At 50.8% G+C, this 16,793-nt stretch carries 10 protein-coding genes; all 10 read left to right on the forward strand.

Going from position 1 to position 16,793, the window contains the following annotated elements; genetic code table 11:
- Positions 1 to 10: 10 nt before the first annotated feature.
- The 10 genes from K7P76_RS03330 to K7P76_RS03375 all read left to right on the forward strand — a co-directional run bounded on the left by K7P76_RS03330 (position 11) and on the right by K7P76_RS03375 (position 16,684).
- Positions 11 to 4,291 (forward strand): family 43 glycosylhydrolase, encoded by a 4,281-nt coding sequence (locus K7P76_RS03330; RefSeq protein ID WP_232183361.1) that lies wholly within the window; start codon positions 11 to 13, stop codon positions 4,289 to 4,291.
- 212 nt (positions 4,292 to 4,503) lie between these two features.
- On the forward strand, positions 4,504 to 5,358 hold the full coding sequence (locus K7P76_RS03335) for an AraC family transcriptional regulator (RefSeq protein ID WP_232183362.1): 855 nt from the start codon (positions 4,504 to 4,506) through the stop codon (positions 5,356 to 5,358).
- Between the two features lie 158 nt (positions 5,359 to 5,516).
- Positions 5,517 to 6,875: an ABC transporter substrate-binding protein gene (locus K7P76_RS03340; protein ID WP_232183363.1), complete on the forward strand. Its 1,359-nt coding sequence runs from the start codon at positions 5,517 to 5,519 to the stop codon at positions 6,873 to 6,875.
- A gap of 77 nt (positions 6,876 to 6,952) precedes the next feature.
- Positions 6,953 to 7,822, forward strand: coding sequence for a carbohydrate ABC transporter permease (locus K7P76_RS03345; protein ID WP_232183364.1), 870 nt, complete (start codon positions 6,953 to 6,955; stop codon positions 7,820 to 7,822).
- Positions 7,823 to 7,836: 14 nt separating this feature from the next.
- Positions 7,837 to 8,703: a carbohydrate ABC transporter permease gene (locus K7P76_RS03350; protein WP_232183365.1), complete on the forward strand. Its 867-nt coding sequence runs from the start codon at positions 7,837 to 7,839 to the stop codon at positions 8,701 to 8,703.
- A gap of 46 nt (positions 8,704 to 8,749) precedes the next feature.
- Positions 8,750 to 9,697: a glycoside hydrolase family 43 protein gene (locus K7P76_RS03355; protein ID WP_232183366.1), complete on the forward strand. Its 948-nt coding sequence runs from the start codon at positions 8,750 to 8,752 to the stop codon at positions 9,695 to 9,697.
- A 69-nt stretch (positions 9,698 to 9,766) separates the two neighbouring features.
- On the forward strand, positions 9,767 to 11,776 hold the full coding sequence (locus K7P76_RS03360; protein ID WP_232183367.1) for an AbfB domain-containing protein: 2,010 nt from the start codon (positions 9,767 to 9,769) through the stop codon (positions 11,774 to 11,776).
- A gap of 263 nt (positions 11,777 to 12,039) precedes the next feature.
- A complete protein-coding gene (locus tag K7P76_RS03365) occupies positions 12,040 to 13,914 on the forward strand; it encodes a heparinase II/III domain-containing protein (RefSeq protein WP_232183368.1) in 1,875 nt (624 codons plus the stop codon).
- 12 nt (positions 13,915 to 13,926) lie between these two features.
- Complete coding sequence (locus K7P76_RS03370; protein ID WP_232183369.1) at positions 13,927 to 15,129, forward strand: right-handed parallel beta-helix repeat-containing protein; 1,203 nt, start codon at positions 13,927 to 13,929, stop codon at positions 15,127 to 15,129.
- Positions 15,130 to 15,628: 499 nt separating this feature from the next.
- Complete coding sequence (locus tag K7P76_RS03375; protein ID WP_232183370.1) at positions 15,629 to 16,684, forward strand: Gfo/Idh/MocA family protein; 1,056 nt, start codon at positions 15,629 to 15,631, stop codon at positions 16,682 to 16,684.
- Positions 16,685 to 16,793 lie beyond the last annotated feature (109 nt).

The raw sequence follows: 16,793 nt of genomic DNA on the forward strand, positions 1-16,793 counted from the left end.
AGGCTTTTTAATGAAACGATATTTAATGCATTTGGCAAAAACGGTGATTGTTCTAGCTCTTGCGGCAACCGGATTTCTCATTGGCCCATCTGAACGCGCCAGTGCGATGATTGCAGATATCGACAAAATCGTTCCAACTCCGCAGCAGGTTAGCTATACGGACGAGTTTCTGACGCTGTATGACGGTACTTCCTATAAAGCGGCTATCGTAATCGGACGAGAAGCATCCCCGGCGGAGGAGGAAGGCGCGAATTTGCTGCAAAGAGTCATTGCCCGCAAGAACGGGCAGCAGATTCCGATACTCTACGATGATCAATCCAACTCGGCCTATTCGGTAGTAATCGCCATCGGAACGAAGAATACCAATACCGTTAACGGCAGCTACTCCATTGACGTTCCCGATCATAAGGAGGGTTATGCAATCGAACGGGAGCTTGTTAGCAATCGGCATATCGTTCTTGTAACCGGTTACGAAGCGATTGGAGCCTATTACGGTTCGACGAGCCTGGCGCAAATGGTAGACTCAAGCGGCGCCCTAACCCGGCTGCGGGTCATATCGGTCCGCGATTATCCGGATATGGATATGCGGATTATCAAGGACATTAATACAAAGTTTTACGTTAATAATGAAGGCGAATTTTCGTATTCCGACGCTAGTGACTGGATGCATATGCTTCCTTTGCTGAAGATCAACGTGTTCAGCTTATGTTACAGCCATTTGTTAGAGAATGGATGGAGAAATCCGACCGTAGATTACGTGAATGCGGTGAAGGAATTAAGCAACTATGAAAGGGATAAAGGCATCATCCAGTTTATGCAGGAGGTTAATCCCGGTTATTCGGGAGGGATGCCGACTGATGCAGAGTTTAGCAAGTTGCTTGATTTGTATAAATTATCATTGGACGAAGGCGCTTCTAAGATCATGTTGGCCTTTGACGATCAGGGCTATCCGGATCCGGCGAAACATCGGGATTTGGCCAATAAGATCCAAAAAAGTTTGTCAGGGTATGAAGGCTTCTACTTGTTGTCGACTCCGGAGAAGTATAATCTTACGGAGCCCGATATCGGCACTTATTTGAATACCTTTACGAACGGATTGCTCCCGGAGATCGGAGCGGCTTGGACAGGGTATAATGTCTTCTCGACGGAGTTAACGCCAGCCCACGTATCCACTTGGAGAAATTATACGAGCAACCCTTATAAAATGCCGTTCTATTGGCACAATGACTACGAACTGGCGGATACAAGATTGAATTTTTCCGATCCGATTGTACCGAAATGGCAGATTGACAATTATTACTTTACAGATTCAAGAGTTCCGTTTAAAACGAAAACTTTAGTTCCCTCGTATCAACCGTTGACATTGCCGGGCGGTTACGTATGGAACGATATGCCGCGGAATACATCCGAAGGCGTTATCGAAAATATTTTCCGGCCGACAACTCCGCACAAAATCTATGCGATATCGATGGCGAACTGGATGTGGAATCCCGATGCCTACATGAACGACGCGACAGAGTTTGCACGCGCTAAGAAATACTGGGACACTATCGTATCCAACCCGGGATTTAAGAAAACGGCTACTGCGTCATCTCAGTTTAGCGCTGCTTATGCACCCAATAAAGCTGTGGACGGTATTAACAGCAATGACTCTGTGGAGAATACTTGGGCTACCGCCAGCGGCGCAGCGCTTAATTCCTGGTTGAAGCTGGACTTGGGGAAAAAGCAGAAGATGGAAGGCGTGCGAGTCAAGTATCGTGAATTTGAAAAAAAAGCATACATGGTTCCGAGCTCGGTAACCGTGCAAATAAGCAACGATAACGTCAACTGGACAACGGTTGTGAATCAATCGACGAATGTTCCGCTGGAAAATTCAACGTATGCTTCCGAAGTGTACCTCTATCCTTTCCAAGGGGAGGCCAGATACGTGCAACTGAAGTTTCCGACGGGCGGGCAAAACTCGCTGATCGAGCTGTCGGAGGTTGAAATCGCTCAGGAAAAAGCGGTAGCGGCACCTGCCAATCTGGCGATCGGAAAGACGGCTTCCGCTTCCTCGGCGTTTGACGGAACCTACGCTGCAAGCAAGGCGAACGACGGGTTGAATAGTCATGGAACCGCCAATCCGAACAATGCGTGGTCCAGCACCTCGGGTGCGAACCTAAACAGTTGGTGGAAGGTCGATCTGGGGCAGCAGGAAAAGTTCAAGACCATCGAAGTGAAATTCAGGGAATTTACCGCAAATGCGGCCTATATGGTACCTAAGACGATTACCATTCAGACAAGCAACGATAATACGAATTGGACGACACTGATCGCGCGATCGGCTAACGTTCCTGCGAATGGTCAACTCTATGGGTCCTCTGCGTACTCCTATTCCGTAAACGGGCAAGGAAGATATGTCCGCTTGCTGTTTGAGGACGGCGGCCAGGATACGCTAGTGCAATTGTCGGAGGTCGGCATCTACAACCGCAGGCTTCCTCAGCATCAGCGGCAGACGCTGAATGCCGCCTTCAAGAGAAAAGCGACGGCTTCATCGGAGTATTCGACGATGTATCCGGCCTCTAAGGCAAACGACGGTACGCACTCCCGCAGAACGGCGGAGAACGCATGGGCTTCAACCGCCGCAGGAGCGGTAAACTCATGGTGGGAGGTAGATTTGGGAACGCAGACGTCCATACAGGATGTGGCCTTATACTTCCGGGAATATCCTTTCGGCATCGCATATACCGTGCCGACCAACATCACCTTTGAGGTTAGCAACGATAAGGTTACCTGGACTAACGTTCAGAGCGCGACTAATGTACCTGTCGAAGGTTTGAGCTACGATTCATCGAAGTACACGTACACCTTGAACGCTTCGGGAAGGTATTTGCGGTTGAAATTTCCCGGAGGCGGCCAGAGCAGTCTAGTGGAGCTATCCGAAGTAGAGGTGCGTTCGCCGTTGCTTGCCCGATCCGATTTCCATAACGTCATCTCTCAGGATGGCGCCGATGCGTGGATGTACAAGCATACAGACGGTTACTATTATTACACCCGTACGACGGGAAACAATGTGACGATCTGGAGGTCCAAGACGCTATCCGGCATTGAATCCGGCGAGAAGAAGGTCATCTGGGCCCCGCCGACCAATAACCCCAATGCGGCTAACTGTCAGGATATCTGGGCGCCGGAAATTCATTTTCTGAACAATGCCTGGTATGCCTATTATTCGGCCACGACCTGCGGTGATAATGGTTTTAACCATCGCATGTTCGTACTGGAAAATACGAACGCCGATCCGTTCCAAGGAACGTTCACCGACAAAGGAAAAATAACCGACTCGACGGATTTGTGGGCAATCGACGGCACCGTGTTGAATCTTGCGGGGCAGTTGTATTGGTTCTGGTCCGGATGGGATTCTCCGTATCAGAATCGCCAGAATATCTATGTGGCATCGATGAGCAATCCGTATACGCTGTCCAGCGCCAGAACGTTAATCTCATCGCCGACTTACAGTTGGGAGACGAGTCAGTCTCCTCATGTAAACGAAGCGCCGCAGCCTATCGTCAAAGGCAATAAAGTTAATCTTGTATACTCGGCGGATGGCAGCTGGAGCAATCAATACAACTTGGGACTGCTGACGGCAAGCACCACTTCCAACTTATTGTCCGCCGCATCATGGACGAAGAGCAGCGCGTCGATTTTCAGCAGCGGAAGCGGCATCTTCGGACCGGGGCACAATAGCTTCACGAAATCGCCTGACGGCACGGAGGATTGGTTGATCTATCATGCCGCTCGATGGTCAGGCGGAGGTTGGACGAGGAATGTAAGGGCGCAGCCTTTTACTTGGAATGCCGACAACACGCCTAACCTCAACGTTCCGGTCTCGCCGAACTTTCCGATCCGGGCGCCGTCCGGAGAACCCGAAAGAAAGAGATATGAAGCCGAGGAGGCGACGCTTGCGAACGGGGCAAAGAGAGTTCAGGACGAGACGGCCTCAGGCCGCAAAAAGGTTGGATACATTGACAATACGAATAGCTACGTAGAATTCGACGTAACCGTCGCTTCGGCCGGTACTTATATCCTATTGGCAAGAACGGCTAACGGAACGAACGGCAACCCGATCGCAACCTACAACATGACCGTTAATGGGGGAACGAGTCAAGCGGTCAACATTGTATATTCCGGATGGGGAAATTGGGGAACGACCGCAATCGAGAAAACCTTAACGGCCGGACATAATAAAATCCGGTTTACCAAAGGCGCTAATTACGCAGAGATTGACTTTTTGGACGTTATGCTTAAACCCTGAAAAAGCTTATTAAAGAGGGCCAATTGTCCGACGGGTTGATCGCCGGCCAATTGGCCTTCTCTCACAAAAGCTATGCAGAAAACTTGTTCATTTTAACATCCTTTTAATGAGCCCCGTTCGAAGGCGGCAAGCAGCAACAATCATTGCTTTTTCGGTAACGCGCTACTACAATAAAGTCACCAAATATTCGCATGATACTAGAAACCGTGAGGATGTGGTGCAATATTAACGGGATTAACGGTATTATTGAAAGTATCGAGTATTTTCGGCCCCATACATTTCAAGCAGGACAAGGGGAAGGTCTGTTCCAATCGCATTCCCATCCTTGCGACGAGCTTACGTTGATCTTGGACGGCGAAGGGTATTATAGCTCCAAGGAGCAGAACATTAAAGTCGCCAAAGGAGATCTTATCTTGATTCCCTCCGGGCTTCATCACGGATTCGTCTGCATCAAGCCGTGGAAAGGAATCTCCTTGCATATCCACTCCGACAGAGCTCCCTCTTATTGCCACTTTCTGCTTCAGAACGCTTACCAGAACCCTCAGCAGCATATCGTGATTGCCCATCTGAGCGATGATCAGCTGGAGTGGGCGAACATCAGCCTTCATCAATTGGAAGTGATATGGAAACGGGAAGGGCATGGCGAATATTCCTATGATCTCATGAGGGTGAACCTGGAGACTCTACTACTCCTTTATCACGACAACAAGATAACCTCGCAGCCGCTGACGGATAAAACGGACGACGGTCCTCTCATCCAGAAAGTACTCAAGGAAATCCACCAGGTCTACAATACTTCCATCACCGTTAATGAGATCGCCGCAAGACACTTCATTTCGGAAAGTATTCTGCGGAGGAAATTCTCGTATGCGCTGGGGATATCCCCGAAGCAATATATCATTAATCTGCGTCTGGAAGAAGCCAAGAGGCTGCTCGAACAGACGAACAAAGCGATCGAATTTATTTCCTCCGAGGTCGGTTTTACTTCCTCCAGCAGGTTCTATGATCTATTCGTCAAGTCTGTAGGCGCGACCCCCTCGGAATGGCGGAGCCGTAATTCGTCCTAGACAGCAGGTGAATCTGTAAATGTTCGTTTCCGACCGTCGAAAACGAACATTTACAGATTCTTTTTGTATCAATATTAAAGCGTTTTCATGAACGGCGCGGCGAATTTGTTTTTTATAATGAAGGAGAAACAAGAAGTCAAATAGGGGGAATGGATGAAATGGTCAAAAGGAAAGGAAGACCCGTAAAAGGATTACTGGTCGTCGCTTTAACAATTGCGCTGCTAGGCGGTGTAATCGGTTGCGGCCGAGGAAACGACGGTGCGGCGAACGAATCAAGCTCCTCTCCTCCCGGCAAAGCCGCGAACGGCCAGCAGGTAAAAATCAAGTTCGCCGGTTGGGGAGATCCTTCGGAGAAGGAAGTGTTCACGAAGCTGATTAAAAGCTTCGAAGAGAAAAACCCGAACATCAAAGTCGAATATCTGCACATTCCGGTCGACTACGTCGGCAAGATGAACACCATTCTGGCTGGCGGAGACGCTCCCGACGTCTTCTACGTGCCGGACGGCGACTTCGGCCGCTGGGTCAGCCAAGACTTGCTGCTTCCGATCGACGATTATGTCGATACGAGCGGGATCGATATCGGCGATATGTGGGAGTCCTCTCTCATCCGTTATCGCAATGACGGCGCAATGAATGGGAAAGGCAAGCTATACGCTTTACCGAAGGATATCGGACCGACGGTGCTCTACTACAATAAAGATATTTTTACTAAAATGAACGTGCCCTTCCCAAGCGCCGATGTGCCGATGACGTTCGATGAATTGCTTGCTACCGCACGGAAATTAACGATTAATAATGATGGCAAAATCGAGCAATATGGCATGGGACCGATTTGGTGGGAAGGCTTTGTATTCGGCAATGGCGGCAAAGTGTTGAGCGACGATAGAAAAGAGTTTCTGGCCAACAGCAAAGAAGCGACGGATGCTCTGCAATTCGCGGCGGATCTGTCTAACAAGCACAAGGTGGTCCCGAACGGGGCGGCACTGAAGGATATGAACGATGGTCAGATGTTCCAAACGGGTAAGCTCGCTATGATGATTCAGGGCCGATGGATGGTGCCGGAATACCGCAAGCTGAGCTTCGATTGGGATGTAGCCCCATTGCCTACGAATGGAAAATGGGCGGGATGGAGCGGATCCGTAGGACTCGGCATCTATAGCAAATCGAAGCACGCCGAAGCGGCTTTCGAGCTTGTGAAGTTTCTGGGAGGACCGGAAGGACAGAAGGAGCAATCCCTTATGGGCTTCGCCATTCCAAGCTTTAAATCGATGGCTAATACGGATGTGTTCCTGCAACCCGGACAGAAGCCGGAGCATGCGAGCGTGTTCATCAAAGCGGCGGAAAATGAAATTCCAGGGCCGTGGACCAATCTGCCGAATGCGAAATGGTGGGATATGCTCGGTCAGAACATCGGGCCATTGTGGGAAGGCAAAGTGACTGCCACAGATCTTATGAACGATCTGAAGCCGAAGATCGATGCGGCAATTAAAGAAGGTAATCCAGCTTTGTTCAAATAAACGACAGGGTAACCGGGAGAAGGGAAGGCTGGCAGGTCCGCCCCGTTCTATCCCTGTGCATCAGAAGGAGGAATAACATGAAACGCAAAGAATACCTGTGGGCCTATCTGTTCATCTCCGCTCCGATCCTGGGATTCATGCTGTTCGCGTTTATTCCGCTAAGCTATTCAGTATACGTGAGCTTCACGCAATACAGCGGCTACCATGCGCCCGTCTTCCAAGGTACGGACAACTATTCCAAGCTGCTTGCGGAAGATCCGCTGTTCTGGAAGACGATGTTCAACACCTTCTACTCGGCGCTGGGCATTCCGATCGGGATGGCGCTGGCCTTGGGGATCGCGACGGCTCTTAATCAGAAGATTCGCGGGATTTATTTTTTTCGGACGTTCTTCTTCCTGCCGACGATCAGCTCCGTTGTTGCGTTGACGCTGCTGTGGAAATGGATCTTCAACTCCAACTATGGATTGCTAAACTATCTGCTCGGCTTGGTTGGCATTCAGGGACCGGCATGGCTCAGCAGCGAGAGCTGGGCCATGCCGGCTATGATCATCCAGGGCGTCTGGGGAGGGCTCGGCATCAATATGGTGCTTTACTTGGCCGCGCTGCAAGGCGTACCTAAGAGTCTTTATGAAGCCGCGGAGATAGACGGGGCTAACGGTTGGCAGCGATTCGTCCGAATTACGATTCCATGCATCTCGCCGACGACTTTATTCATTCTCGTTACTTCCATTATAGCGGTTATGCAAGATTTCCCTCGGTTCCAGATTATGACTGAGGGAGGCCCCAACTACTCGACGACGACGATCGTGTACTACCTGTTCCAGAATGCCTTCCGCTATATGGACATGGGATATGCGTCGGCGATGGCCTGGGCGTTAGGCTTGCTGCTCCTGTTGGTCACGCTGCTGAACTTCTGGCTGTCCAAACGCTGGGTTCATTACGAATAGGAGGTTAGGCGCATATGTTGAATGCCGTAATGGGCGTCAGGCAACAGAAGAAGAGAACGCATGAGATCATACGCCAGACTATTGCCTACTTCTTCCTCGTGCTGGGCTCCCTTGTGATGGCCATTCCATTCCTCTGGATGCTGTCCACTTCGCTGAAGGAGCAAGGGGTCGTCTTCGAGATGCCTCCGAGGTGGATTCCCGAGCATTTCGCGTGGAGCAATTATTCGTTCGTACTCACCGAAGCGAACGTGCTGCATGGCTTCATGAACACAGTGCTCGTTATTGCCTTGCCGTGCGTAATCGGCTTGTTTACGAGCGCACTGGCTGCGTTCGCTTTCGCACGGATGAATTTTCCCGCGAAGAACGCCTTGTTCATGATGCTGCTGACTACGATGATGATCCCGGGCGTCGTTACGCTCATTCCAACCTTCATCGTGTTTAAGAGCATCGGCTGGGTCGACAGTTGGATGCCGCTTATCGTGCCGGGAATGTTCGGGGCGGCCGCGGCGGTATTTTTCCTTCGACAATTTTTCATGACGATTCCGTCGGAACTGGAAGAAGCGGCCAAGATCGACGGGCTTAATCCTTTCCATATTTTCGTCCGGATCATGCTGCCCTTATCTAAGCCGGCTCTGGTCACCCAAGGCCTATTCGGCTTCCTGGCGGGTTACAATGATTTCCTCGGCCCTCTAATCTATATAAATTCCACGGAGAAATATACTCTTCAGCTCGTGCTGGCTTCGTTCCAGGGCTTCTATAACGCGCAATGGACTTACATTATGGCGGGATCCGTACTGGCGCTGATTCCGACTGTGCTGTTGTTCTTTTTCGCGCAGAGATATTTCGTCGAGGGAATCACCATGACGGGGATGAAGGGATAGAGACAATAAGCAACGCTAAGACAGTTAAGCTAAGGAGAGAACATATATGGCCGCAACATTCCGGAATCCCGTATTGGAGAGAGCTGCAGACCCTTGGATGTACAAACATAACGATGGCTTCTACTACTTCATGTCAACCCAAGGCGATCGGTTGGAGCTTCGGAAATCCGCTTCTATGACCGGAGTCGCCTCGGGACAGAACAAGGTGGTGTGGACGCCGGAGGAAGGAGGTCCCTATAGCTATAATCTTTGGGCTCCGGAGATTCATCGGGTTAATGGGAAATGGTACATCTACTATACGGCAAACGAAGGTGGAGGGGATCAAACTCGAAGAATCTGCGTGCTGGAGAACGAAGAGGAAGATCCTTTGAACGGCGATTGGACATGGAGGGGGGTCATCAATACGGCTTACCCGGGCTTAGACGGCACGGTGATGTTGCACCGTGAACAATTGTACTTCCTGTATGCCGGTTACGGCAACTTCCCGGAATACGGCACCGCGATCTATATCGCACGCATGACCAGCCCTTGGGCGATTGAAGCGGACAACGTACTGCTTACAGCGCCGACCCTGGAATGGGAGAAGCAAGGAGGCATGGCGATCAATGAAGGACCTGTCATTCTGAATAAGAACGGCAGGCTGTTCCTCGTCTATTCGGCCAGTACGACCTGGTCCGAAGATTATGCCTTGGGATTGCTGATGATGGACGAAGGCGACGACCCTATGGAACCTTCCTCATGGGACAAATCGATGACTCCGGTATTCTGCAAATGCGAAGAACAAGGGGTTTACGCGACAGGCCACAATAGCTTGACCGTATCACCAGACGGGACGGAAGATTGGATTGTGTATCACGCCCTAGCGGCTCCGGGATTGGATACGAACCTTCGCAGCACCCGAATGCAGAAATTCGGCTGGCGGCCGGATGGTACGCCCGACTTCGGAAGACCGATCGGCAGCTCGCAGAATATCCCGGTTCCTTCGGGAGAATGAAGGGAGGTCAGAAATGAGGAGAAGGCAAGCTTGCTTGGCATCAAATCCATCTATATTGGAGGTTTCGAGATGTTAAGAAAATCAAGGTTAATGCTAATTATGACCTTATTGCTGGCCATGTTGACTCAATTAATCGCAATTCCGGCCGCTCAGGCGGCCACGACCGGATCGGTCGTCTACAGCAGCGCCACGGAGACCGAGCCCTATTATGCGAGAGCCGTTAAGCTGAGCGACGGGAGCGTGCTGGCGACGTTCACGAGGAAATTCCCCGTCAACACGGGGTGGACGGGAATGCAGCCGTTCAATTTCTACCGGAGCACCGATAACGGTCAGACGTGGTCTTACTACAGCCAAATCGATCCGAATAGCTTCGGTCTGGATCGAAATCAGCAAGCGATGACTACGCTGTACGTGTTGCCGCAGCAAGTCGGGGCTTACCCGGCCGGCACGCTGCTGTTCGCTTCGTCAGATTGGAGTGCGGGAACGTCGTACACCATCCATGTCTGGAGAAGCACCGATAATGGCGCAACGTGGCAGCTGCATAGCCATCTGGCTCCTCAGGGAGGAGCGGGCACGCACCATACGTGGGAGCCGGAATTTGCCGTTGCCAGCGACGGCAGGCTGATCTGCTACTATTCTGACGAGAGGCAGGCGGGCTACAACCAGACGATCTCTTTGGAAATCTCAAGCGACGGCGGTTTGACGTGGGGCAATTACAGCATCATCGTGGGCAGCACCTCCGATTGGAATTGGCGCCCCGGAATGCCAAGGGTTACCCGCGCGAAGAATGGCACTTATTTTATGTTCTATGAGCACTTGGGCGCAACTCCGAACTTTGCCGTTCGTTTCAAGACATCTGCGGACGGAATCAATTGGGGGAATCCGACAACGCTCGGATCCGTAGTCGGTACGAAATATTACCGGGCCTCCCAGGCTCCGGAGGTCGCATACGTCGACGACGGCAGCACATACGGCAGATTGTATGTGCGGGGCATGACGGACGTCGTCTCTTCTCATAATAAGATGTTCACGAGCAATGACAATGGCGCAACTTGGTCGGAGATCGACGCTCCGCTCACGGTGTCGGGCAGCAACCTGAACACGGTGCCGGGCTGGAGCGGGACGCTGCTGCCCCTTGGCGATTCTTTGCTGCTGGAAGTCAACACGGTCAAGGTCGGCAACCGTAACGAGATTAGAGCCAATGTGGGTCAGATTAACGGAGATTCCATTATCGTATCCGGAGCTAAGTATAAGCTCGTCAACAAGAACAATAACCTAGTACTGGACAATGCAGGCGGTGGATCGCCAGCTGGCACGAGAGCGATCCAATGGACGGATCTCGGGCTCGATACTCAGTGGTGGCAATTGACTTACCGAAGTAACGGCTATTTCCGGGTCATGAACGTGAACAACAACCTCGTGCTCGATGACCCCAACGGAGCGACGGCACCCGGAACCAAGGTGAACCAATGGACGGATAACTATTTGGATACGCAGAGGTGGAAATTCGATTACGTCGGAAATGGCTATTACACGAGCAAGAACGAGCATAGCGGCCTTTATCTGGATAATGCGGGAGCCGGCTCTCCGGCCGGAACTCAAGTCATCCTATGGACTGGGAACGGGCTCGATACCCAGCAGTGGAAGATGGTGCGCGTCGATATAGATATTCCGGAGAATCAGTTCGAGAGCCTGAACATTGCCAATACGGTCATTCGCCACCAGTCCGGCAGAGGCAAGATCAGCCCGAATCCGGCATCATACTTCGCGGATTCCGAGTGGAAGATCGTTCCTGGGTTGGCCAATCCGGCAGCGGTATCCTTAGAATCGGTTAACTTCCCCGGCCAATTCTTGCGACACCGAAACGGGGAAATCTGGATGGACGCCAATAACAACACGACCTTGTTCAAGAACGATGCGACCTGGTATATTCGGGCGGGATTGGCGAATTCCGCGGGGGTCTCATTCGAGACCTACGGCTTCCCGGGTCAATACATGAGGCACATGAACGGCCTGCTGTATATCACCTCGATTACGACGGCGCTAGACCAGCAGGACGCGACGTTCTTCGTGAAATAGGATTGGATGTTGGGATTCGGCGAACGATGCCGGATCCTATTTCTTTTAACCTATGGGACGATAAGATGGGATTCGACTTTCTAGGAGCCCAGTCAATTGATTTCTTCGAATGACAACAAAAAAGCTATCAAAAGACTATGAATAATGAATGTTTACAATAGATGAAAGGCATCGGGGATTTTATAATCATAACGATGGCCGTTAACGGATCAGGGTTTATCGTTAAACGGAATCAGATTCCCCCTGCGGAAGGATGTCTTTCTATGTTGCTTGAGAAGGTTGCTAAATTGGAGCTAACCGGTGTGTTTCTGAGCGCCGATCAATTGAAGCCTTTTCCGAATGCGGCGGACCGTGGAGCATGGAACGACGTTTCGTCCGAGGCGAAGGAACAGTGGGTATCCCTTGCGGAACAATATTTCGACTTTAATTGGCCGGCATTAAAAATGGAGCATTATATGGCGCTAAAGCGCAAAGGCGATATCCACGGCTATTTGAATCCTCATTGGGAGCGGCGCAGCGTTCTTGGTTTTTTGGCGATTGCGGAGTGCATCGAAGGAAAGGGGCGGTATCTGGACCAGATCATCAATGGGGTTTTCTGTATTTGCGAGGAAACGAGCTGGATGCAGCCGATGGCAAACACGTATTTGCAAAAGGTGAATCTGGGGGAACTTCTGCCGGATGAGGCGGATCATATTGTCGATCTTAGCAGCTCGGAAACGGCAGCCTTGCTCACATGGACGTATTATTTGCTCAAAGAGCAATTCGATTCAATCAGTCCAAGGATTGGTCAACGCATTGAACGGGAAGTGCGCAATCGCGTGCTGATGCCTTACTTGGAACATGACGATTACTGGTGGATGGGTTTTCTAGAAGGCGTGCGCGTGAATAACTGGAACCCTTGGTGCAATAGCAGCGTTCTAATGGGTTTCCTAGTATTGGAAAAGGATGCGTTTATTCGGGAGCGGGGCATCTTGAAAGTCATGCGCAGCCTGGACGTATTTATCGCAACCCATTCGCCGGACGGCTGCTGCGATGAAGGCCCGATGTATTGGAGCAGATCGGGCGGCTCCTTATATGATTGTTTAGAACTGTTGGACCTTGCTTCTTCGCATAAGGTGAATATATTTAATGAACCGATCGTGAAGGAGATCGGACGGTATTTGTACAAGGTGCACATCCATGGCGATTATTGCGTTGATTTCGCCGATGGGGATGCGAAAGCGGGTATGCAGGGCGATGTCGCGTTCGGTTACGGGAAGTGTATTAAGGACGATAATCTGATGCAGCTTGGAGCGAGCACCTCCCGGCGTAAAGTGGGCGCCATTGATTGGTTCCCCCTCTATAGATACATCCGGGATATTTTTCAGGAGAAGGAACGAAAGTCATATGGCGTTAAAGCCCCTTATGTCAGGGACTCTTGGATGGCGCATGCGCAGGTCATGACGGCAAGGGAGACGGAAGGCAGCGAGAAGGGGCTCTATTTGGCGGCCAAAGGGGGCCACAATCTGGAGTCCCATAATCACAACGACGTAGGCGGATTTATCGTGTATGCCGATGGACTGCCGGTATTGATTGATCTGGGCACAGAGGCATACACTTCGCAAACGTTCAGTCCCCAGCGGTTTGAGCTGTGGTATTTGCAATCCGCCTACCATAACTTGCCGACCGTACGGGGCGTGATGCAGCAGGACGGCGGACGATTCCGGGCGAAGCAGGCGAGCTATCGGCAATTCGGCAACGATTCGGAGATGCAGGTCGATATCTCCGAGGCTTACCCCCAGGAAGCGGGCATTATTTCCTGGAGCCGTTCTTTCCGCCTCGTTCGGGACAAGAAAGCGGCAGTTGAAATCACGGACCATTATTCGCTGAACGAACCGACAGACGAATTATATTTCAGCATTATGACTGTTTGCGAGCCGGTACAGGGGAAGAGTGGTTCTTTTATTTTGGAATATGATCCCGGCAAGCATGTCGTTGTCAGATATGATGCGGAAAGCTTTATTTGGAACTTCGAGAGGATCGAGCTTACCGACAAACGGCTGCAGTCTAATTGGGGCAACGCTGTATATCGAATCTTATTAAAAGCGAGAGAGCCAATGATTCATGGGACGGCTAAAATCAATTTAATGCGCATATGAGGGGGAGCAGGAATGAATAGAGATTACGTGTTATTGAGCCGGGCCGGTGTGATCACGGTCGGCGGTCCCGATAGTTGTTTCCCGGGGTTTACTTCGCTTGCCATCCAATCCGCGATCGATGAAGCATCCAAACAAGGCGGCGGCATTGTTAAGCTGGACAAGGGTACGTTCGAGATAACGGGACCGATTCGGCTGATTGATCGGTTGACGTTTACAGGAGCAGGGCCGGAAACGATATTGCGCAAATCGGACGGTGTTAGAAGCCGCTTTACGGTTGATGCCGACTATGGCGAACTCCGGGTAGAAGTGGCGGACGGCAGCGGTTTCCGTGTCGGTATGGGAATTCAAATTTACGACGAATCGCAACAGTGGGGCTGGGCGGAGAGCAAGGCGACCATTACTTCCATAGATCGCAACGTGCTGCACTTTGACCGCTATTTAGTGAGAGACTACAATTCGGATGACGGCGGAACGGTTACGAACGCTTGCTCCATTATCGAAGGAGTAGAGGTCGAGCACGTCAAAATCTGCAATTTGACCATTCAAGGAAATAAAGAAGCGAATTGGCCGACTGGCGGTTGCCGGGCAGGCGGGATTTATTTGCACAAGGTGAATAATTGTCTGATTGAGCACGTTACTGTGGAGGATTTTCATGGCGATGGCATCAGTTGGCAAATAACGGAGGATATTTCTCTCTATCGCTGCGTTGTCCGCGGTTGTACGGGATCGGGCTTACATCCAGGCTCGGGATCTCTCTATACCCGCGTGAACGAGTGCGACTGCAGCGACAACGGGAAGTCAGGGCTGTTTATTTGCTGGCGCGTGCAGCATGGGGAGTTCACGAGGAATACGTTCGCGCGCAATGGGGACAACGGGATCTCCATCGGGCATAAGGATTCCGATAATCGGTTCTCGCATAACGTGATCAGCGATAACGCCGTTAGCGGCATCTACTTCCGGCCTGAGAAAACAAGCAACGGGGCAAATCGAAATGTCTGGACGAATAATATCATCGAAAATAACGGAAACGAAGAGGTTGGCTACGGAATTTACGTTAACGGAGCGTCGGCGGACAATGAATTCAAACATAACGTTATCCGCGATACGGGCGTGCAGCGCCAGAAGACGGCCATTTGGCTGGCGGAAGACGTTGCCGGTTTCAACCTTGCAGAGGATATCGCGCAGAACGTTCGTGGGAAAGTCGAGGAAGCTTAATGAAGCTTTCGCTTTGCAGCATAGGCGACCGTGAGGCGGATATCGAGACAGGGTCTGACGTCATTTTCGAACAGACAGTCTCGCATTTCGGCAGATGATATGGATAACCGCTATCCTCGTTTAATTGACGGTAGCGGTTGTTTTTGTATTACTGGTCATGATGACGAAGCACGCCACCCAACTAAAAGTCGGAAAAACCGACTATAACGAGCGGAAACCAAGCACCACCCGGCTCAAAGTCGGAAAAACCGACTATAACGAGCGGAAACCAAGCACCACCCGGCTCAAAGTCGGAAAAACCGACTATAACGAGCGCAAACCGAGCACTACTCGGCTTAAAGTCGGAAAAACCGACTATAACGGTGGGCGGCCAATAATGTTTATCAAAAACCAATGGATCTTAAACGATTACAATAGGCCTCCATGTTTTTCGATCTTATACTTACCTTGTATTCATGAGGGAAAGGAAAGTTTAACTCGGAGAGTAGGGATTTCGCGTATGAAAACGAACAAGACGATTCAAATTGCGCTTGTCGGCTGCGGGGGGATGGCTGAGATCACGCGTATGGCCTATAGACAAATTCCTAACGCTAAGCTAAGCCTTCTCATCGATATTAACGAGGCAGTGTGCCGCCAAGCGGCGGAGGAAATGGGAGTAGAGCATTGGAGCACTAAGTTCGAGGATGCGCTGGCGCAGCATATCGATATCGTCGATATAAGCACGCCCAATCACTTCCACGCCTCGCAGGCTGTCTCCGCATTAAACGCCGGCAAGCATGTGCTGATTCAAAAACCGCTTGCGCCGACTGTCGAAGAGGCGGAGCTAATCGTTCAAGCGGCCAAGAAAAACGGACTGCAAGCAGGGATGTATATGAGTTTCTTCGATAACCCGCTGTTTTATGAGGCTAATGCCATCATAACACAAGGAAAACTAGGCGAAATTTCAAGCGTCCGCTGTCGGGCAGCAACCAATAACGAAACTTTCGTAAGACCGGGCAATTGGCGTAATTCAGCGGAAAAAACGGGCGGAGGCGCATTGATTCAATTGGCGCTCCATCCGCTCAATATGGTGCAATGGCTTGTGGACAGTCCGGTGGAGAGAGTTATGGCTTTCAGTCATAACCGCCATTCACCGTTGATTGGCGGAGACGACGTTACGGTGGCAACCTGTTATTATGCGAACGGAATATTGGGTTCCGTGGAAGCGTCCTATTGCAGCCATCATTTTACTCTGAGCATTTATGGCACGAAAGGATTCTTGACAATCACGGAAAACACCAGAGTGGAACTGATGCTGGGCGAGGCGCACGAAGGAGAGTACATTCGCTGCGAGAAGCCTGGACAAGTGATGAACCTGGAATTTCCTCAGCTGACGATGACTCATATACAAGTGGAGCCGAATCCCTACAATCAGCATGCCGCATTCGTGCGAGCGATCCAGAACGGCGAATCCGCACCGGTATCGGCGGAAACGGGACTTCGAGATTTGAAAATCGTGCAAGCTATCTATCGATCCGCACGAGAGCAAAGGATCGTCGACGTGAATGAACAATGAGAATGAACATCTTCTATTTCCGATAACAAAAACCAATGAAAGTTAAACGGTTACAATATACGGGTTCTTAATGGCTACCTATACTTATCTTGTAGCGCAATAATATCTT

The sequence above is a fragment of the Cohnella silvisoli genome (genome assembly GCF_021190915.1).
In the GTDB taxonomy this organism is placed as follows: domain Bacteria; phylum Bacillota; class Bacilli; order Paenibacillales; family Paenibacillaceae; genus Cohnella; species Cohnella silvisoli.

Bases quoted from the DNA above. Each gene is read 5' to 3' on its own strand.
- K7P76_RS03340 (WP_232183363.1), top strand. From the start codon at position 5,517: ATGGTCAAAAGGAAAGGAAGACCCGTAAAAGGATTACTGGTCGTCGCT.
- K7P76_RS03330 (WP_232183361.1), top strand. From the start codon at position 11: ATGAAACGATATTTAATGCATTTGGCAAAAACGGTGATTGTTCTAGCT.
- K7P76_RS03375 (WP_232183370.1), top strand. From the start codon at position 15,629: ATGAAAACGAACAAGACGATTCAAATTGCGCTTGTCGGCTGCGGGGGG.
- K7P76_RS03355 (WP_232183366.1), top strand. From the start codon at position 8,750: ATGGCCGCAACATTCCGGAATCCCGTATTGGAGAGAGCTGCAGACCCT.
- K7P76_RS03370 (WP_232183369.1), top strand. From the start codon at position 13,927: ATGAATAGAGATTACGTGTTATTGAGCCGGGCCGGTGTGATCACGGTC.
- K7P76_RS03360 (WP_232183367.1), top strand. From the start codon at position 9,767: ATGTTAAGAAAATCAAGGTTAATGCTAATTATGACCTTATTGCTGGCC.
- K7P76_RS03345 (WP_232183364.1), top strand. From the start codon at position 6,953: ATGAAACGCAAAGAATACCTGTGGGCCTATCTGTTCATCTCCGCTCCG.
- K7P76_RS03335 (WP_232183362.1), top strand. From the start codon at position 4,504: ATGTGGTGCAATATTAACGGGATTAACGGTATTATTGAAAGTATCGAG.
- K7P76_RS03350 (WP_232183365.1), top strand. From the start codon at position 7,837: ATGTTGAATGCCGTAATGGGCGTCAGGCAACAGAAGAAGAGAACGCAT.
- K7P76_RS03365 (WP_232183368.1), top strand. From the start codon at position 12,040: ATGTTGCTTGAGAAGGTTGCTAAATTGGAGCTAACCGGTGTGTTTCTG.